16 protein-coding genes are annotated in these 18,949 nt (G+C 68.6%); 6 read left to right on the forward strand and 10 right to left on the reverse strand.

Features of this window, described 5'->3' with window-relative positions:
- Positions 1 to 20 precede the first annotated feature (20 nt).
- The 3 genes from KCH48_RS22880 to KCH48_RS22890 all read left to right on the forward strand — a co-directional run bounded on the left by KCH48_RS22880 (position 21) and on the right by KCH48_RS22890 (position 3,073).
- On the forward strand, positions 21 to 1,025 hold the full coding sequence (locus KCH48_RS22880) for a sugar ABC transporter substrate-binding protein (RefSeq protein ID WP_210576546.1): 1,005 nt from the start codon (positions 21 to 23) through the stop codon (positions 1,023 to 1,025).
- Between the two features lie 285 nt (positions 1,026 to 1,310).
- Positions 1,311 to 2,198 (forward strand): ABC transporter ATP-binding protein, encoded by an 888-nt coding sequence (locus KCH48_RS22885; RefSeq protein ID WP_307840918.1) that lies wholly within the window; start codon positions 1,311 to 1,313, stop codon positions 2,196 to 2,198.
- A complete protein-coding gene (locus KCH48_RS22890) occupies positions 2,195 to 3,073 on the forward strand; it encodes an ABC transporter permease (RefSeq protein ID WP_246885682.1) in 879 nt (292 codons plus the stop codon). Before KCH48_RS22885 ends, KCH48_RS22890 begins: the two co-directional genes overlap by 4 nt.
- A gap of 142 nt (positions 3,074 to 3,215) precedes the next feature.
- Here KCH48_RS22890 and KCH48_RS22895 read toward each other — a convergent pair whose 3' ends face one another.
- From KCH48_RS22895 to KCH48_RS22905, 3 genes are all read right to left on the reverse strand, one after another.
- Positions 3,216 to 4,388, reverse strand: a complete 1,173-nt coding sequence (locus KCH48_RS22895) for an ROK family transcriptional regulator (protein ID WP_307840915.1) — start codon at positions 4,386 to 4,388, stop codon at positions 3,216 to 3,218.
- A 34-nt stretch (positions 4,389 to 4,422) separates the two neighbouring features.
- Positions 4,423 to 5,427 (reverse strand): phosphotransferase, encoded by a 1,005-nt coding sequence (locus KCH48_RS22900; protein ID WP_307840916.1) that lies wholly within the window; start codon positions 5,425 to 5,427, stop codon positions 4,423 to 4,425.
- A 114-nt stretch (positions 5,428 to 5,541) separates the two neighbouring features.
- Entirely contained in the window at positions 5,542 to 6,891 is a 1,350-nt protein-coding gene (locus KCH48_RS22905) for an aspartate aminotransferase family protein (RefSeq protein ID WP_210576549.1), read from the reverse strand.
- Between the two features lie 297 nt (positions 6,892 to 7,188).
- On the opposite strand from KCH48_RS22905, the gene KCH48_RS22910 reads away from it, so the two are divergent.
- Positions 7,189 to 8,277 (forward strand): homoserine dehydrogenase, encoded by a 1,089-nt coding sequence (locus tag KCH48_RS22910; protein ID WP_210576550.1) that lies wholly within the window; start codon positions 7,189 to 7,191, stop codon positions 8,275 to 8,277.
- Complete coding sequence (locus KCH48_RS22915) at positions 8,270 to 9,700, forward strand: aldehyde dehydrogenase family protein (protein ID WP_210576551.1); 1,431 nt, start codon at positions 8,270 to 8,272, stop codon at positions 9,698 to 9,700. The genes KCH48_RS22910 and KCH48_RS22915 overlap by 8 nt, the downstream gene beginning before the upstream one ends.
- 393 nt (positions 9,701 to 10,093) lie before the next feature.
- Here the strand turns inward: KCH48_RS22915 and KCH48_RS22920 are convergent, their stop codons facing one another.
- The 5 genes from KCH48_RS22920 to KCH48_RS22940 all read right to left on the reverse strand — a co-directional run bounded on the left by KCH48_RS22920 (position 10,094) and on the right by KCH48_RS22940 (position 15,390).
- The gene (locus KCH48_RS22920) at positions 10,094 to 11,065 is read right to left on the reverse strand and encodes a succinylglutamate desuccinylase/aspartoacylase family protein (protein ID WP_210576552.1); all 972 of its coding nucleotides are present in this window, start codon (positions 11,063 to 11,065) and stop codon (positions 10,094 to 10,096) included.
- Between the two features lie 18 nt (positions 11,066 to 11,083).
- The gene (gene solA, locus KCH48_RS22925; protein ID WP_307840917.1) at positions 11,084 to 12,223 is read right to left on the reverse strand and encodes an N-methyl-L-tryptophan oxidase; all 1,140 of its coding nucleotides are present in this window, start codon (positions 12,221 to 12,223) and stop codon (positions 11,084 to 11,086) included.
- 272 nt (positions 12,224 to 12,495) lie between these two features.
- On the reverse strand, positions 12,496 to 13,155 hold the full coding sequence (locus KCH48_RS22930) for a HisA/HisF-related TIM barrel protein (protein ID WP_210576553.1): 660 nt from the start codon (positions 13,153 to 13,155) through the stop codon (positions 12,496 to 12,498).
- A 55-nt stretch (positions 13,156 to 13,210) separates the two neighbouring features.
- The gene (gene pdxA, locus KCH48_RS22935; RefSeq protein ID WP_210576554.1) at positions 13,211 to 14,200 is read right to left on the reverse strand and encodes a 4-hydroxythreonine-4-phosphate dehydrogenase PdxA; all 990 of its coding nucleotides are present in this window, start codon (positions 14,198 to 14,200) and stop codon (positions 13,211 to 13,213) included.
- Positions 14,197 to 15,390 carry a four-carbon acid sugar kinase family protein gene (locus KCH48_RS22940; RefSeq protein ID WP_210576555.1) on the reverse strand — a complete coding sequence of 398 codons (1,194 nt, stop codon included), beginning with the start codon at positions 15,388 to 15,390 and terminating at the stop codon, positions 14,197 to 14,199. The genes pdxA and KCH48_RS22940 overlap by 4 nt, the downstream gene beginning before the upstream one ends.
- A gap of 109 nt (positions 15,391 to 15,499) precedes the next feature.
- Between KCH48_RS22940 and KCH48_RS22945 the strand changes: the two genes are divergently transcribed.
- Positions 15,500 to 16,402: a LysR substrate-binding domain-containing protein gene (locus KCH48_RS22945; protein ID WP_210576556.1), complete on the forward strand. Its 903-nt coding sequence runs from the start codon at positions 15,500 to 15,502 to the stop codon at positions 16,400 to 16,402.
- A gap of 155 nt (positions 16,403 to 16,557) precedes the next feature.
- Here KCH48_RS22945 and KCH48_RS43195 read toward each other — a convergent pair whose 3' ends face one another.
- Both KCH48_RS43195 and KCH48_RS22955 read right to left on the reverse strand, forming a co-directional pair.
- Positions 16,558 to 17,019: an Lrp/AsnC family transcriptional regulator gene (locus KCH48_RS43195; RefSeq protein ID WP_210576557.1), complete on the reverse strand. Its 462-nt coding sequence runs from the start codon at positions 17,017 to 17,019 to the stop codon at positions 16,558 to 16,560.
- 324 nt (positions 17,020 to 17,343) lie between these two features.
- Positions 17,344 to 18,828, reverse strand: coding sequence for an NAD-dependent succinate-semialdehyde dehydrogenase (locus KCH48_RS22955; RefSeq protein WP_210576558.1), 1,485 nt, complete (start codon positions 18,826 to 18,828; stop codon positions 17,344 to 17,346).
- Between the last annotated feature and the right edge of the window lie 121 nt (positions 18,829 to 18,949).

Here is an 18,949-nt window from a genome sequence, read left to right on the forward strand (position 1 = left end):
CACAGCGAGGTGCAGGGGACATGCGCAGACACCAACGAGCCGCCACACTCACCGCGACCGCTCTGGCCGGCGTCCTGTTCGCCGCGGGCTGCTCCAGCAGCTCGGGCGGCAAGAAGTCCGAGGAAGAGGGCGCGGCCGCCTCGGCGGGCAAGGCGAACACCCCCCGGATGACGGTGGCCATGATCACCCACGCGTCACCCGGCGACACGTTCTGGGACCTCATCCGCAAGGGCGCCCAGGCCGCCGCCGCCAAGGACAACATCAAGCTCGTCTACTCCAGCGATCCCAGCGCCGGCAACCAGGCCAACCTCGTGCAGAACGCCATCGACCAGAAGGTCGACGGCATCGCCCTCACCGCCGCCAAGCCGGAGGCCATGAAGGACGTGGTGGCCAAGGCCCAGGCGGCCGGCATCCCGGTCGTCGGCTTCAACTCCGGTGTCGGCAACTGGAAGGAGCTCGGCATGCTCGAGTACTTCGGCCAGGACGAGAACATCGCCGGCCAGGCCTTCGGCGAGCGGCTCAACGAACTCGGCGCGAAGCACGCCGTCTGCGTCATCCAGGAACAGGGGCAGGTCGCCCTGGAGGCCCGCTGCGCCGGCCTGAAAAAGGGGTTCAAGGGCAAGACCGACACCCTCTACGTCAACGGCACCGACATGCCGTCCGTGAAGTCGACGATCACCGCCAAGCTCAAGCAGGACGGCTCCATCGACCAGGTGGTCACCCTCGGCGCCCCGATCGCCCTCACCGCCGTGCAGTCCGTGTCCGACGCGGGCACCGACGCCAAGGTCGCGACGTTCGACCTCAACAAGGATCTCGTCAAGGCCGTCCAGGACGGCACGGTCGAATTCGCCGTCGACCAACAGCCCTACCTCCAGGGCTACCTGTCCGTCGACGCCCTCTGGCTCTACAAGACCAACGGCAACTTCAGCGGCGGCGGCACCGCCCCCGTCCTCACCGGCCCGGCCTTCATCACCAAGGACAACGTCGACCAGGTCGCCGAATTCGCGGCGAAGGGGACGCGCTGACGGTGAGGGCCGCGGTTCCGGCGCCACGTCGGGTGGCGCTGGCAGCCGCTCTCATGCATCGGCCCGCAGGTAAACGTTAGGTAATGTGTTCACCCGGGTAGGGCCCGGACAGTCACCGCGAGGCGGCCACGACCGGCCGCAGACGATCGTGGGTGACGACCACGAGAAGACAGACTGACCGGGGGAACACGTATGAAGACCGCTCACGCCCTGTCCGGGGATAGGAGCGATGGGAGCAGTCCACCGCCGGAGAACGACACGGTCATCGACGTACGCGATCTGCGGATGCGCTACCGCACCCAGGACGTACTGAAGGGGGTCGGCTTCACGGCCCGTCGAGGGGAAGTCGTCGTACTGCTCGGCCCGAACGGCGCGGGCAAGACGACCACGATCGAGATCCTGGAAGGCTTCCGGATGCGCTCGGCCGGTGACGTGACCGTCCTCGGCACCGATCCGGCTCGCGGGGACGAGCGGTGGCGTGCGCGCCTGGGCATCGTGTTGCAGTCCTGGCGCGACCACGGCAAGTGGCGGGTGCGGGAGCTGCTGGTCCAGCTGGGTTCGTACTACGCGCCGTACTCCACCCCCCTCGTCCGGCGGCCGTGGGACATCGACGACCTCATCGCCGCCGTGGGGCTCACCGAGCAGGCGGACAAACGGGTCGGGACCCTGTCGGGCGGGCAGCGCAGACGGTTCGACGTGGCCATCGGCCTTGTGGGCCGACCCGAGCTGCTGTTCCTGGACGAGCCGACGGCCGGTCTGGACCCGGAGGCCAAGAACGAGTTCCACGGCCTGGTGCGCGGGCTCGCGGACGAGAACACCACCGTTCTGCTGACCACGCACGACCTTGCCGAGGCGGAGAAGCTCGCCGACCGGATCCTCATTCTCGCCGGTGGCCGCATCGTGGCCGACGGCCCCGCCGAGGAGCTGTCCCGGCAGATATCGGCCGAGGCCACGGTGCGCTGGACCCTGGACGGGAAGCCCTACGAGCAGGCGACGGCCGAGCCGACCCCCTTCGTCCGCCGGCTGTTCGAGGAGCACGGCGAGGCGGTCGGCGGGCTGGAGGTGCGCCGGGCGAGCCTGGAGGACACCTACTTGACGATGGTGCGCGAGTCGGAGGCGGGGAGCATCTCCGGCGAACGCGCGGCACAGGCTTTCGGGGAGGGAACGCGATGAGTCGGATGAGTCCGACGAGTCCGGTGAGTCCGGTGTGGCACGCGGCGAGAGCGGGAGTGCGGCGTGGCTGCATAGAACTCCGGCAGACCTTCACCACCGGCCAGGACGTGTTCGGATACACCATCTGGACGGTCCTGCTCGTCGTGCCGCTGTTCCTGGTCAGGGACGATCGGCTGGAGGGTGCCGGCATCTCGGTCGGCGCGTTCATGCTGCCGAGCATGGTGGGCATGACGCTCGCCTTCACCGGCATGATGACCACCGCGCAGCTCCTGGCCACCGAGCGCGAGGACGGCACCCTGCTGCGGGCCAAGTCCGTGCCTCACGGCATGGTCGGCCACCTGGTCGGCAAGATCGTCATGGTGTCGGGTACGGCACTCGTCTCCATGGGACTCGCCCTCGCCGCCGGCGTGTTCCTGGTCGAAGACGTTGCCCGGCAGGGCGGCGGAGCATGGCTGACGCTGCTCTGGGTGGTACCGCTGGGCCTCCTGGCCACCCTGCCCATCGGCGCCGTCATCGGCTCCCTCGTCGACAGCCCTCGCACCATCGGCCTGCTGATGCTTCCCGTCATGGGCCTCATCGTGATCTCCGGAATCTACTTCCCCCTCTCGAAGCTGCCCGAGTGGCTCCAGACCGTCGGCCAGATCTTCCCCGTCTACTGGCTCGGCCTCGGCCTCCGCTCAGCCCTCCTCCCGGCCGACGCGGTCGCCGCCGAACTCGGCGAATCCTGGCGGCACCTGGAGACAGCCGGGGTACTGGGCGCCTGGACGGCCGCCGGGCTCCTCCTCGCACCACCCGTACTGCGGAGGATGGCCCGCCGCGAGTCCGGATCCGCGATGGCGGAACGGCATCGGAAGGCTATGCAGCGGGTCGGTTAGTGGCGTGCCGGGGGGCGAGGCCTCGGGGTGGCGGGGTCCGCGGTAGCGCCGGCGGTGGCATCCGACCCCGGAGCCTCCTGCGGAAACGGGCCTGTTCCACTTGTCGCGACGGCGCTCACGTTCCTCGTGCTCGCAGTCCGGATCAGAATGCCGGCGCAGCTTGCTCCTGCCGTGGTCCCTGACTGCGCGCCTTGAGCAGCGCGTCCCGTAGGCGGTTGTGGGTCATGGCCAGGCACGCGTGTACCGCGCCGCGTGCTACCGAGAGTCCCAGAATCTGGGAGACGGTCGTGATCCGAGGGGCGGCCGGCAGGTTCTGTGCGAGTCGCTTGCGTACCTCGGGGAGTACCTCGTCCACCAAGGGGTGCAACCGGCCGACGAAGTAGACGGATTCGGGATCGAGTGTCACGGCGACGATGCTCACGGCGGTCGTGACCGCCGTCGTGAACGCCTTGAGTATCTCCGCACGGGCTCGATGGTCCTGAGGTGCCAGCCACAGGTCCTCGACGCGTTCGAGGTCCAGTCCGTGTTCGCGAGCGAACTTCACAAGCCCTGCGGTGCTCAGCAGCTCGTTGAGGGTGCGGTCGTCGATGCCGGAGGAGAGGGAACCGATGTCGCCGAACGCAGGAGTACGTCCCCGAGCCAGTTCCCGGTCCCTGCAGGTGGCGAAATTCAGGGTGCTGCTGACGCTGAACAGGGCAGCGTCATGGATGCTCGCGTCGTCCGTGAGCACCTGGAGCAAGGACGCGTTCGCGTCACTGTCGAAGGTCACCGGAGCGCCGACGAGCTCTTCGACGGTTCGGTGCAGGTCTCTGCCGGAGAAGACTTTCGTCGCATCGGCAGGTCGAAAGACCTCGGCGCCGTCGCGGACATGGGCGGGCAGTGCCGCGACGACCTGGCGCAGTGGCCCTCGTGCGGAGGCGCTGGTCTGCGCGATCAGGTCGACCAGCCACCGGCCGGCAGCGGGGACGTCGTGGTGCTCGACCGTCGGAACGATCACGTGTCCGATCTCACGGCCGCGTAGGTCGGTCACCAGCACGCCGGTGGTAGCGGCGCCGAAGCTGACCCCCACGACATGTCCGGCCGTCTCGGGCACATCGAGGTACGTCGACGGACGGCCACGCCCGACGACGGCGTCGACTCCCCCGTCCACGACGAACCCGTCGGAGCGCAGTTCCTCAACGGCCCGCGACACCGTCGCCTTGCTCAGCCCCGTGAGCTCGATGAGCCTGTTCCGGGTCAACGGCGCATGGGAGAGAAGCACTTCAAGGACACTTGCCTTGTTGTAGTCGCGGGGTGTGGGGTTGATGCTGCTCACCTCCTGACCTTAGCGAGACCGTACGCAGCCCGAATCAGTGGTCACGCTCAGGCGTGTCATGGCGGGCGCTCAGCAAGCGGGCCACGACCTCCTCCATGGCGACGGCGATGGCCCGCTCCACGTTGACCCAGTCGTCCCTGGCGTGCTCGAGCAGGTAGTCGCGACGCTCCGGCACTCGTTCCGCGCGCCAATGGGTGACCAACGCGCGAAGTGTCAGGCGTGCCAGCGCGGCAACAGGCAGAAGCGGGAGTTCGGTGTCCTTGATCGGCCGGGCCCGCTCGTATCCCGCGACGAAGCTGCACGCCTCACGCCAGGGATCCGACGGTGTCCGGCCGAGAAGGTTCGCGAGAGACACAGCAGGATCGAAGATCAAAGCACTGCGCATGCTGTCACCGAAGTCGATTACTCCGGTGACGAAGCTGTCTGTCCGCGGATCCACCAGGACGTTGTAGGGGCTGTAGTCACCATGGATCACTTGGGTCTCGAGATCACCCAGCCTCGGAACAATGGCCTCGTGGAACAGGCGGAACACTTCTTGTGCCAGCCGACGGTGCGCGGCGCCGGGCGTGTACTCGATGAGCTCCCGCAGCTGGTCGAAGTGCCGAAGGTCCCACACAAGGCGCCGCTCGTCCGCTGGATGCCTGAATGACCGCAGAGCCAGATCCACTCGCCCGAGCATCTGCCCGACCTGGGCGAGCTGTTGGGGATCGGGATTCGTCCGCGCCAGGACGGCACCTTCGACGAAGTCGAAGACGCGCAGGACTCGAACCCCGCCGTCGTTCGTCTCGATCGGTACGTTGTCGCTGCCTTCGGTGGTCTCCTTGACCCGCTGGACGGGGAGATGAGGAGCTTCGGTTTCGAGGTGGCGCATCACAGCCGTCTGCAGAGCTACGACAGCCACCGCCTCGTCGGGCGGGGAAACCTTGACGAGATGGTCGGCCGTGCCGGTCCGCAGCCGGAACGTGTCGTCCTTCTCGGTTGCCAGCCGCTCGAGATGTCCGCTCAGCCGGTAGTGCCGGGCGAGGAGGGCGTCCACCACGTTCGTCTCGATGGGCTCGTGGGACGATGCCAGGCCGCTCTCCTGGAACAACTGCTGGGCGATACGTGCGGGGGGCGAGGTGTTCACCGTTCGGTCCCTTCGGCTTTCGGCCTGCTACAGGCGCATCTCGGCGATCTCCGCGAAGGTCTCGAGGAATCGCGTCACGTCGGCCGAGTCGAAGGCCAGCGGCGGTCGGATCTTGAGCACGTTGACTGCTTCCCCGGTGCCGCTGATGAGGATTCGACGCTCGCGCATGTCGTTGATGACGTGGTCAGCACGGACACGATCGGGCTCCAGCGACTCCCGGTCCTTCACGAGTTCGACGCCCACGTACAGACCACTGCCGCGGACCTCCGCGACGTGGGGAGACTCGCGAGTGATCTCCTCAAGGCCGGCTCGAAGCGCCCTGCCGTTGTCGAGAACTCGCTGCTGCACGTTCTCCGCGTCGAAGACGTCCAGAACCGCGGCACCGGCGGCAACCGCGATCGAACTGCCGGCAAAGGTGTTGAAGTAACGGACATTCCGCCCGAACTCGTCGCACACCTCGGGCCTGAACACCACGCCGGACATCGGCATGCCGTTGCCCATGGGCTTGCCCATCGTGACGATGTCCGGAAGCACCCCATGGCGGCTGAACCCCCACATCGACTCTCCGAGCCGGGCGAATCCCGACTGGACCTCGTCGGCGATGTACACGCCGCCCGCGGCGTGCACCTCCTCGACCACGTCACGCAGGTAACCGACGGGATCGGTGAAGAGGCCGTCGCTGGAGTGCGCGCAGTCGGTGATCAGTGCCGCAAGCCGGTAGCCGTGGCGCTCGAGGTCGTCGATCGCGCCGCGCACCTGGCTTCGCATGTGGTCGGGAAGCGATGAACCCGGCGGGACGAGTCGCGGATCAGGGGCATCGATGACCCGCACGTTCGGCCCGAGCGGTGAGCCCGCGCCGAGCGACGGCGAGAAGCTCGCAACCTCGCGGGTGAGACCGTGGTAAGCCCAGCGAGACACTACGATTCCCTCGCCGCCCGTGTGGAAGCGAGCCACGCGCATGGCCAGGTCGTTCGCCTCCGACCCGCTGCACGCGAAGCTGACCCTCGAGAGCGCTTCGGGCATGGTCGCGAGAAGGCGCTCGGCGTAGTCGACGAGTGATTCCTGCACATAGCGCGTGTTGGTGTTGACCGCAGCCATCTGGCGGGACACGGCGTCGACAACGTGCGGGTGTGCGTGACCGACGCACGGCACATTGTTGTAGGCATCAAGGTAGTCGTTGCCATCCCGGTCGAACAGGTGAGCGCCTCGGCCGGAGACGAACTCGACCGGCTCCCGGTAGTTCAGCGCGTAACCAGGGCCCAGCACGTTGTTTCGCCGCTTGACGGTGGACTGCAATCGCTCAGGCAGTTCACCGACCGCTGCGGGGTCGAACCTGTTGGGGTAGTTGACCAGCGCTCGACTCAGCGTGGAAGTCATCAGCAGGTTCCCTCCTTCGTGGCTTGCATCTCGTCGCGGCTGCTTCAGCGGCAGCCTACCATTTTTCGTTTCAGTTCCAACCTGAAACTTATCTCTTCCCTCTGTTGCGTCGTGCGGGCAGCCCCGGTGTTGCCAGAACCCAGCTCCCACGTACAAAACCAGGTGGGCGAATCGCCCTGAGGACTGAGCAGATCGACATGCGTCGTGGCCGTTGTGACATGGAGCAGGTGACAGGCGGAGAAGCGAGGCTCTGAGCAGCCGCACCGTGCAGGTGGCGGACTGCGAAGGAGCGATCTCATGGGCCGATACGATCTCGCCCTCATCGGATTCGGCGGCGTCAATCGCGCGCTTGCCGAACTCATATCCCAGAGCGGGGACCGCCTGGCCGAGGAACTGGGCTTCGCCCTGCGGGTGGTGGCGATCACCGACCTGCGGGCCGGTTCCCTGGTGGACACCGACGGCATCGATCTGGCGCCGCTGCTGGCCGCCGAGCCCGGGGAGCTGAGCTTCGCGGGCCTTGCCGGAGGCAGCGCGGATCCGCGCAACGAGTGGGTGATCCGCGAGGTCCCGGCCGACATCGTCGTGGAGGCGACGTTCACCAACCCCACCGACGGCGAGCCCGCCCTCTCCCATGTGCGCTGGGCCCTGGAATCGGGCAAGCACGTGTGCACCACCAACAAGGGACCGGTCGCACTCGCCGGCCGCGCACTGAAGCAGCTGGCCGCCGAGCGTGGCGTCAGCTTCGAGTTCGAGGGCTCGGTACTCAGCGGCACCCCCATCCTGCGCACCGCCGAGCGCATGTTCGGCGGCCTGGAGATCACCGGCGTCCAGGGCATCATGAACGGCACCTCGAACTACATCCTCGGCCGCCTCGAAGAGGGCATCGAGCCTTCGGCGGCCATCGCCGAAGCCCAGGAGCTCGGGTACGCCGAAGCCGATCCCACCGCGGACATCGAGGGCCACGACGTCCAGCTCAAGGTCATGATCCTGGCCAACGAGGTCCTCGGCGCCGACCTGCGCCGCGAGGACGTCTTCTGCGAGGGCATCTCCGCGATCACACCGGACGAGGTGCGGGACGCCGTCTCGAAGGGGCTGCGGTGGAAGCTGGTCGGCTCCGCCACCCGCCACGAGGACGGCAGCGTCGATGCCCGCGTCGCCCCCCTAGCCCTGCCCGCCCAGCACCCGCTGGCCGGGATCTCCGGCCCGGTCAACGCGGTCGCCTTCCACACCGACCTCCTCGGCACCGTCACGGTCTGCGGGCCGGGCGCCGGCCGCATCGAGACCGCCTACGCCCTGCTGTCGGACCTCATCGCCATCCACCAGCGCCACGCGGACGTCGACACCGCCCCGACGCGCCTTGTTCTGAAGGAGACTCACCGTGTCTGACACCGTCGTGCCTCCCGGCATCGAACTCGGCACCGACACGGTGCCCGTGCACAACCCCTACACCGGCGAGGTCATCGCCTCGGTACCCACCGCCGACGCAGGCGCCGTCGCCGGCATCCTGCAGCAGGCCAGGTGCGGGCGCCGCACCGCGGCCGCGCTGTCCCGCGCTTCCAGGGCCGCGGTCCTGGAACGCGCCGCCCGCCTGATCGAGCGGCGCGCCGAGTCCTTCGCTCAGCTGATCGTCAGCGAGGCCGGCAAGACCATCACCCAGGCCCGAAAAGAGGTCGCCCGCGCGGTCAACACCCTGTCCCTGTCCGCGGCCGAGGCACGGCGCAACGCCGGCGAGGTCATCCCCTTCGACTCCTATGAGGGCTCGGAGAAACGGCAGGGCTGGTTCACCCGCGAACCGCTGGGCATCATCGCCGCCATCACTCCGTTCAACGACCCCCTCAACCTGGTCGCCCACAAGCTCGGCCCGGCCATCGCCGGCGGCAACGCGGTCATCCTCAAACCGTCCGCGCTGACCCCACTGTCCGCGTTGCGTCTGGTCGACACCCTCATCGAGGCCGGCCTGCCCGAGGAGATCGTCACCGTCGTCAACGGCGATGCCGACATCGGCGCCGCGATCGTGGCCGCCCCCGACGTGCGCATGGTGTCCTTCACCGGCGGATTCGCCACCGGCGAGGCCATCAGCCGCACGGTCGGGGTGAAAAGGCTCGCCATGGACCTGGGCGGCAACGCCCCGGTCATCGTCATGGACGACGCCGATCTGGACGAGGCCGTGGCCTCCTGTGTCTCCGGTGCGTTCTGGGCCGCGGGCCAGAACTGCATCGGCACCCAGCGGATCCTGATCGCCCGTGAGGTCTACGACCGCTTCCGCGACGCCTTCGTCGCCCGCACCAGGCTGCTGCGCGTCGGCGACCCGCTCGACGAGCGCACCGACGTCGGCCCCATGATCACCCAGGAGGCCGCGGCCGCCACCAGGGCCAAGGTCGACGATGCGGTGGCCGAGGGCGCGGAACTGCTGTGCGGAAACGACGTCACCGGCTCCCTGTACGCGCCGACCGTCCTGGAAGACGTCCCGGCGACCTGCTCGATCTGGCAGGAGGAGGTGTTCGCCCCGGTCGTCGTGCTGCAGCCGTTCACGTCCTTCGAGGACGCCATCGAGCAGGCCAACGCCATCGACTACAGCCTCCACGCGGGCATCTTCACCTCGCGCCTGGACCGCGCCCTGAACGCGGCCCGACTGCTGGAAGCCGGCGGAGTCATGATCAACGACTCGTCCGACTACCGCTTCGACGCCATGCCCTTCGGCGGATTCAAGTACGGCAGCATGGGCCGCGAGGGCGTGCGCTTCGCCTTCGAGGAGATGACCCAGCCCAAGGTCGTCTGCGTCAACCACATCAGTGAAGTGGTCCAATGACCGCCTTCCGCACCGCGCGGTAACCGGCGGGGACCTGCCGATGCGCTGCTCACCCGGCTCCGTTGAACTCCGCGCTCCTCGCCAACGGTTGACGACACTGGACAGGGTGAGCGCGGTGGCCTCCAGGCGCACCACGATGTCGAAGTCACCGCTGAGGATCTCGCAGATGACGACCTCCGGAATGCGCTTGAGCGCGGCCAGGACATCACCACCGACCGACAGCAATGTGCCGGTCGCTTTGTTCTTCAGAGGGAGGAGCGGCGAGGCCGCCGGCTCCGCGCAGGAGCGCTCTGCGACCGATCATGGAATCAGTCATGGCAGCTCTCCTGGAAGTGGGGCATGGGGACCAGCTCACTGGGATGGGGGCGGTTCAGTGGGCGGGTATGAGGCCCGTCAGTCGTGGGGGGTGGCGATGGCGGCGAGGTGCGTGCCGGGGCGGACGGACAGCCCGTTCATGCGGTAGATGATCGTTCCGGTGGAGACGGCGGCGACCTTGTGCTCGGCGCCGTCGACCGGGTCGATGACGCGGCCGATGGTCTGCCCCTCGGTCACCTCGTCACCGGTGGCCGCGTCCGGGTACCAGAGGCCTGCGACCGCAGACTCGACCTCGCCGGTCCAGATCCAGTCGCGCGGCTGCACGGTCACCGGTGCGAGGTGCTGCGGCGCCTCGATGACGCCGAGGTGGTGCAGGAGCCGGTACAGGCCGTCGAGCAGCCTGCGCACGGTGGCAGGGTCACGGTCGCCGAGTTGCCCTGTCTCGACGAGGATCGCGGGGACACCCTGCCGGTTCGCCGCGGCGTGGCTGTTGCCGCCGTCCGGGCTGGTGCCGAAGATGACTCGCTCGTATCCGACCGCGTGGGCCATCGCCTTGATCTTCCCACCCAGCTCGTCGTCGGAGGTCAGTCGATATCCGACGAAGTCGAGCAGGTGCTGGTCGATGCCGCCGCTGTGCAGGTCCACGTAGGCGTCGGCGCCGTCGATCAGGTTCTCGAACAGCCAGGCCGCCATGCGGTCGGTGGGGCCGCCGTCCTTGTCGCCGGGGAAGACGCGGTTGACGTTCACGCCGTCCAGCGGGGAGATGTTGAGCCTGCCTCCGTAGACGGCCGGGGGGTTGGCCACTGGGCAGATCACCACCTGGCCGGCGACCTCGTCCGGTTCCAGCAGCCCGGCCAGGCGGGTGGCGGCGTCGACGCCGATGAACTCGCCGCCGTGGACGCCACCGGTGATCACGACCCTGGGTCCGGGGCGGGTGCCGTTGATGAGGATCAGCGGGACCTCCACAGTCGTGGTGCCGAGGTCGGCGGGCAGGCTCCCGCGGGTCTTCTGGCCGGGCTCGGCCCGCAGCGGGCCGATGGTCAGCGTCATGGCTTTCCTCGTTCGGACTCAGGCCGCGGTGCGGCCGTTTGTGGTGATGAAGTCGATCGGTTGGGAGGTGCGGCCCTCAAGGGCGAGGTCCGCGGCGATGTCGCCCATGGCGGGCGAGATCTTGAAGCCCTGGCCGGAGAAGCCGGCCAGCAGGACGATGTCGTCGCAGCCCGGCAGGGGGCCGACCAGCGGCCGGGTGCTGTCGGTGTAGCCCTCCATGAAGACGGACAGGCGCACCGGATCGGGGCTCAGGCCAGGCAGGTGGCGCCGCACCGCCGTGGTGAAGGACTCCAGTTCCTCCGGTGCGACGGTCCGGTTCAGCTTGTTCGGGTCGTCCACGGGCTTGTGGTGGGGCTGGGGCAGGCCGAGCTTGACGGACAGGCCGTCCGGGGACGGGATGCCGTAGAAGGGGATGTCGCCGCAGCGGATGAAGGCGGGACGCTCGGCGTCTGCCGGGTGGTCCTCGTGGGGCAGGAACCAGGCGCTGATCGCACGGCAGACGTTCACTTCCCACGGCAGGTCGGGTAGCAGGTCGCCCACCCAGGGGCCGGGGGTGACGACCGCGGCGTCGAAGCGCTCGGTGTCGGTGTCGGTGCGGATCTCCACGCCTCCCCCGGGGACGGGAGTGACCTTCCGCACCGGGGTGTAGCGGCGGATTTGGGCGCCCAGTTCCTCGGCACGTCGGGCTGCGGTCTGGACCGTCAGCTCGGGGCGGATGAAGCCCGCGTGGGAGTCGAGGAGCACCAGGTCGCCCTCGTCGACGCGGAACTGCGGGAACCGCTTGGCCATCGCCTCGGCGTCGATCACCTCGTGGTCGAGGCCGTGCTCGGCGATGCCGTCCATGACGGTACGCATCTCGGGGTGGTCGGCCGGCCCCATGACCAGGGCTCCGGTCAGGCGGCGCAGTTCCCGTCCGGTCTCCGCCTGCAACTGCTTCCAGAGGGCGTCGGCGTGCCGGACGAGCGGCACATAGCGGCCGTCGTGGGTCTGCACACTGCGGAAGACCCGGGTCTCACCGCCTGCGGCGCTGCGGTCGTGGCCGGGGGCGAAGCGGTCGTAGCCGACGACCTCGGCGCCCCTGACCGCCAGCCGCCAGGCGGCCTGGCTGCCCATCGTTCCCACACCGACCACGGCGACACGCTTCCTGGCAGCTGACACAGGACTTTCCTTTCGTATCGCCGGGCCGCAAGCCGGGCCCCTAGCGTGAGGATGCGTGATGGCGACTTGGTGGGAGATGCTCCTTTTGGGGATCCACCCCAGCCTTCCATCTCCTGTGCCACATAGTGGAATGTCGTGCTGTTATTTGGCACAGAGAATGGCAGTGGCTTAGAGGGGAGTCAAGAGGTCCAGCGGATGGCCGCGTGACTCGACCTCACGTCGCCCGTGACCTTGCTCGGTCGCTTCTTCTGGGCTCCCGGGGGCGGCTCTCGCTACAGGCCGACCACGGGGGCCAGTTGGGATCGGAGGGTGCCGGCGTGGGGCTGCAGGGAGCCGTCGAAAGCGGCGGATCCGATGGTGAAGGCGTCGGCTCCGGCTGATGCGAGTGCCTGTATCTGGTCGGTGCTGGTGATGGAGCCGGCGACGACCAGGCGGCCGGTGGTGGCGGCGCGGGCGGCGCGGACCAGGTCGAGGGGGTCGGCATCGGTGGCGCGGTAGGCGAGGAGGTCGACGCCGGCGCAGCCCGCGGCCTCCGCCCGTCGGCAGTCGTCGGCGATGCGGTCCGGGTCGCCGGCGAGGCGGGTGGGGTGCCCGAGGGGTTCTCCGGCGAAGGGCAGGTAGCCGATGGACGTGCCCTGCAGGAGATCGAGGGTCTCCTTGATCCAGGTACCGCCCATCAGCCAGTCGACGCCGAGTTCGGTGGCTGTCCGTACGGAGGCAAGGGCCTGGTCCCGGTCGGTGCTGACGACTTCGAGGTAGGTGGTGGCGCCCATGCCCTTGATGCGGGTGTGGAGCTGGGCGAGGGTGTCGCGGTCGACGCCGATGTCCTTGAATCCGATGTGGGTGATGCCGAGGTCTTTGATGGTGTCGAGGACCTCAAGGCAGTCGGTGACGGTGCGGTCGTCGCGGGTGAGCATGAAGATGAAGTCCACGGTGTCCTTCGGCTTTCTGTTCCGGTTTTTGTTCCGGGTTGGTGTGAGTCGGTGGTCAGGGGCGGGCCGGTGCTCCTGAGGACAGGCGGTCGGCGTGGAGCAGGGCGGTGAGCAGGCTGGCGTGGTCGGCCGTGCCCAGACCGGCGATGTCGAAGGCGGTGCCGTGGTCGACGCTGGTGCGGACGAAGGGCAGGCCGATGGTGATGTTGACGCCGTGTTCGATCCCGAGGTACTTGACGGGGATGAGGCCCTGGTCGTGGTACTGGGCGACCACGGCGTCGAAGGCTCCGGCGCGGGCTCGCATGAAGACGGTGTCGGCGGGCCAGGGTCCGCTGACCTGGATGCCTTCGCTCTGCGCGGCCTCGATGGCGGGGGTGATGATGTCCAGGTCCTCACGGCCGAACAGGCCGTTCTCCCCTGCGTGAGGGTTGAGGCCGGCGACGGCGATGCGCGGGGCGGGCAGGCCGCCGCGCTGGAGCGTGAGGTGGGTCAGGCGGATGATGTCGAGTTCGCGTGCAGTGGTGATCGCGTCGATCGCGGTACGGAGGGACTGGTGCACGGTGACCAGGACGGTCCGCAGCTCGTCGGTGGCCATCATCATCGCGTAGTCCTTGGTGCCGGACAGGTCGGCGAGGATCTCGGTGTGCCCGGGGTAGGGGACGCCGGACATGCGCAGTGCTTCCTTGTTGATCGGCGCGGTCACCAGAGCCCGTATCTCGTGGGCCATCGCGAGCTGGATGCCGCGGCGGACGTACTGGAAGGACGCCGCTCCGGCTCGGGCGTCGAGGGTGCCCCAGGGCAGGTCGGCCGGAAGGCCGTTCTCGGCAAGGACGTCCACCGTGCCGGGTGCGAACTTCGCCTGGTCGACTGATGGGATGGGGCGGAGTGCGAGGTGGGTGTCGGCGATCTTGTTGGCGCGGGCGAGGACGTCCATGTCGCCGATGACGACGACGGGCACGGTGCGCCGGGGATCGGCGCACGCCTTGAGGGTGATCTCGGGGCCGATTCCGCAGGGGTCGCCCATGGTGATGGCGATCGGTGTCATGCGTGCTCTCCTGGGTCGAGACGATGTCGGATGAGGTGGCACAGGCGCACGAGCATGGCGTCGTCGCCGAAGCCGCCTGCCTTGATCAGCACGGGAAGGCGGAGTCGGCCGATCAGGGATCCTCGGACGACGCCGGGTTCGGGTTCGTCGAGCAGGTCGATGCCGGTGGCACCAAGGGGCTGCAACACCGTGGTGGCCGTTTCTCCGCCGGTGATGACGAGGGCGTCGACCGCGTGGTCTGCGGTCAGTGCCTGAACGACTGCTGCCTGAGAGCGGGCGAGTACTTGGGCGGTCTCTGGCGTGTGGCGTTCGTCGGGTGTCCGCAGAGTGAGGATGGGGGCCGTCAGGCCTCGCAGCGTTTCCACGGCCGGGGCCGGATCGACGCCGACGGTGACACCCTGGACATCCACCCTGGTGTGTAGCTTGACCAGCTGCCGGCGGGTCGCCGGATTGGTGCTTCCGACCACGATCAGTGGACGTCGGGCCGGGGCGGGCAGTGCTGCAGTGCTGCCCTTAGCGCGTGCACACCTTCGGGCCAGGGCGGCCGCCAGACCTGGGGAGCCGACCCATAGCACTTCGTCAAGCCGCGGCACCGCTGCCACCAGACGGTCGAGGTCGCCGTCTTCGGCGGCTGAGCAGACGATCAGGTCACCGTTCCCGATCAGTTCGGGCAGCTCGGCTGCCCGGTCCGGCTTACTGAGAACGGCTTCCGGGAACAGCATGGCGAGGTCCGAGCACCGCACGGGGTGGACCGGGTCGCGGGCATAGTCGCTCTCGTGGACCGGTACGCCCCGCACGTACTGGACCCCCTTCACTGTCACTCTGCCCTCCGCAGGGAAGGCCGGAGCGATGACGACGGCCCGCTTCTGCGATCCCGCCCATGCAGCCCGGACCTCTGCCGCGACATGACCGCGCAGGGTGGAGTCCACCGTTTTGAAGAGCAACTCGGAGCCGGCGAACAGGCGGGCCGCCCGCCACGTACGCGAAGCGGCGGCCTCCTCGTCCAGCACCCGGCTCCCGAGGTCAACCGCGCTCACACCCACGGCGTGCCGTGGCACGCCTGCCGTGGTGGTGAGCAGGATCCGGGCGTCGTGACCGGCCTGGCGGAACGGCGCGGCACCGTCCCCTGCGCTGGTGAGGTCATCCGCCAGGATGGCGATGCCCTGCCGCACGTCGTTGCGGAATGTCATGCCCCACCTCTCCGTCAGCCACCTTCTCTGTGACCAGATCAATAGTCGTTGAGGTGAAGGAGCAGGACAAACGATTCATTCTCACAAGACCTGTGAGTAGAGTTCACGCATGCGATGGTCGGCCCTTCCTCCTCTGAATACGCTGCTGCCCTTCGAAGCGACCGTCCGGCACGCGAGCATGACCGCGGCGGCGCAGGAACTGCATGTCACGCACGGCGCGGTGAGCCGACAGATCCAGAACCTCGAACGGTCCCTTGGAATATCACTCTTCGAGCGACAGACACGCGCCCTGCGCCCGACCCCGCAGGCCCGCCAGCTGGCGGCCATCGTCCGGGACGCGCTCGATCAGATCGATGCGGCAGCCCGGCAGATCTCACACCGCACACCCGCAGGACCGCTCACCCTCTCGTGTGAGCCCACACTCCTGATGCGCTGGCTCATTCCCCGGCTCCCCGATCTGGCCGCGAACGTGCCGGACGTCGCCGTCCACCTGTCCGCAGGCGGCGGCCCTGTCTTCTTCGAGCGGGACAACATCGACCTCGCGATCCGCCGAGACGACTTCCCGTTCCCTGAAGAGGCGAGCAGGACCCGCTTGTTCGCAGAGCGGATCGGACCCGTCTGCCGGCCCGATCTCGCGACCCGCCTGACCGGCGCCGCCGAGGTATCGCAGGTAGCCCTTCTGCACACCGACACACGACCGCAGGCGTGGGACGACTGGCGACGTATCACCGGCATGAAAGCAGAGCCTGCCTCCCAGCAGACCCTGGAGCACTTCTACCTGACCCTCCAGGCTGCCGCGGCCGGCGTCGGGGTCGCAATCGCCCCGTATGCCGTCGCCCGGGACGACCTGGAGCGAGGGCAACTCGTCGCACCCTTCGGTTTCGTCCCCGACGGCACCAGCTACCACCTCCTCAGCCGTCAATCACCTGAGCAAGACGGACGCGTCCGCCGGCTGACGGCATGGCTGCGGGACAAGACGAGCCAGCTCGAAAACGATTCCGAACCGGTGTGACCGCTGGGCTTACGGACCTTCGTGGCTTGGCGTCCCGCCTGTTGCTGCCGCAGTAGATCCGGACACGCGGTCGCGTGCACGCTCTGCACACATCGGGTGCCGGTGCGACCCCGTAACGCGGCACGGTGGGAGGGCACATGGCGAAACTGCGCTGCTCACCCCGGTGCCGTAGAACTCCGCCCTCCTCGCGGACGGTTGACGACGCTGGACAGGGTGAGCGCGGTGACCGTGTCCCGTACGCCAGGCATCTGGGCGATGTCCTCCCAGATGACTCGTACGCGTTCCAGCGAGGCCGCCTCCAGGCGCACCATGATGTCGAAGTCGCCGCTGAGGATTTCGCAGATGACGACCTCGGGGATGCGTTTGAGTGCGGCCAGGACGTCGCCTCCGCGCATCCGGTCCTGGCGGTAGACGAGGACCAGCGCCGAGACGACATCGCCGGTGTCGTCGCCTGCGCGGACGATGGTGTAGCCGGCGATGTGGCCTTGGCGCTCCAGCCGTTCGATGCGCTGGCGCACCGCGTTGCGGGACAGCAGCACCTTGCCGGCCAGCTCGGAGTGCGAGATGCGGGCGTTGCGGGTCAGCTCGGCGATGATCTTCTCGTCGGTGGCGTCCACGGTCGACCGTCTCCTTCATCAAGTCGGTGGAGAGGGCAGCCCCCACGGCACGCGGATCGCGGGTGCCATGGATTCCTGCGGAGCATGGTGCGTGCTTGGTTGCTGATCAGGCTCAGGATGTGCCCGGCCCGGGATCAGAGGCGGCAGCGCAACGCGTGTGTCGAGCCTCTGGACGCCGGGCGTGGCTGTGCACGTTCATGTGTACGCCGACAAGGGGTCAGCCCGGTGGGGAAGAACCGAGGCTCTCCCCACCGGGCTGCCGTGGCAGCTTGGCTGCGTTGCCCAGCCGGCACGTGGGCGAGCCCTGCGCTGGAGTCCGCCTGCTCAGGTGTTGAAGCCGGGCACGGACAGGTACTTGAGCTGCTGGTACTCGTGGAGGCCTTCGGGGCCGCCTTCTCGGCCCAGGCCGGACTGCTTGATCCCGCCGAAGGGTGCCGCGACCTCGGAGACCAGGCCGCGGTTGATGCCGACCATGCCGGCCTGCAGACGGGCGGCGACCCGGCGGGCGCGGTCGATGTGGGACGTCATCACGTACGAAGCGAGGCCGTGCTCGGTGTTGTTGGCCACCGCTATGGCCTCGGCCTCGGTGGAGAACCGGTGGATGGCGGCGACGGGGCCGAAGACTTCCTCGTGCATGATCGCGGCGTCGGCGGGGACGTGGTCCAGCACGGTAGGGGCGGCATAGTGGCCAGGCCCGTCAGGGATGTCCGCCTTGCCGATGACGACAGCCCCACGGGCCACGGCGTCCTCGACGAGGTGGCGGACCTTGTCCACCGCACGGTGGTCGGCCAGCGGGCCGAGCTCGGTGTCCTCCCGGTCCGGGGGTCCGACCCGGGTGGCGGCCATCCGCTCGCCCATGGCAGCGGCGAACGCGTCGGCGATTCCCTCCTGGACCAGGAACCGGTTGGCGCCGACACAGGACTGGCCGCCCAGCCGCATCTTCGCGATCATCGCTTCGCGGACCGCGAGGTCGAGGTCGGCGTCGTCGAAGACCAGGAACGGCGCGTTGCCTCCCAGTTCCATCGAGGTACGCAGCACCCGGGCACCACTCTGCTGTAGCAGCAGCCTGCCGACCGGGGTGGACCCGGTGAAGGACAACTTGCGCAGCCGGGGATCGGCCAGCAGAGCCGTGGTGACCGCTGCCGGGTCGCTGCTGGTGATCACGGTCAGGACACCTGCGGGCGCGCCGGCCTCGCGCGCCAGCTCGCCCAGTATCAGGGAGGACAGCGGGGTGAGCGCGGCCGGTTTGAGCACGGCGGTGCAGCCTGCGGCGAGGGCGGCTGCGGCCTTGCGGGCGGCCATGGCCAGGGGCACGTTCCACGGGGTGATCAGCAGGCAGGGCCCGACCGGTTCGGCGACGGTGACGATGTGACTCTTGCCGTCCGGGGAGGGTGTGCTGCGTGCGTGGGGGCGGACCGCCTCCTCGGCGTACCAGCGGAAATAGGCCGCGGCGTAGTCGACCTCACCCCGGGCTTCGGTGATCGTCTTGCCGATCTCCAGGGTGATGATCCGGGCCAGACGCTCACGGTGTTCGGTCATGGCGTCGGTGATCCGGTGCAGGACGCTCGCCCGGTCCCGCAGGCTGGTGAGGGCCCACTGGTCGGCGGCCGCGGCCGCCGCGTCCAGTGCTTTGAGCGCGTCTTGTGCGCCGCAGTCAGCGACGGTGGCTATGACTTCCTCGGTTGCGGGGTTGCGCACCTCGAAGGTGCGACCGCCGCTGGCGGGTTGCCAGTCGTGGGCGAGGAAGCCACGGGGGACGGATTCGAGGACTGCCGACTCCACTGAGGGAGCGGTGAGCGTGTCAGTCATGCGCGTGGCTCTTTCGCTGATCGCAGGATGGTGTGTTGAGAGAGCACGATCGGTGGGTGGTCATACGGCCTCGCCTGCGGGGGCGGCGACTCCGACCGTGTTCTCGACCGACAGCAGGGAG

Source organism: Streptomyces sp. GESEQ-4 (assembly GCF_017948455.1).
Taxonomy (GTDB): domain Bacteria; phylum Actinomycetota; class Actinomycetes; order Streptomycetales; family Streptomycetaceae; genus Streptomyces.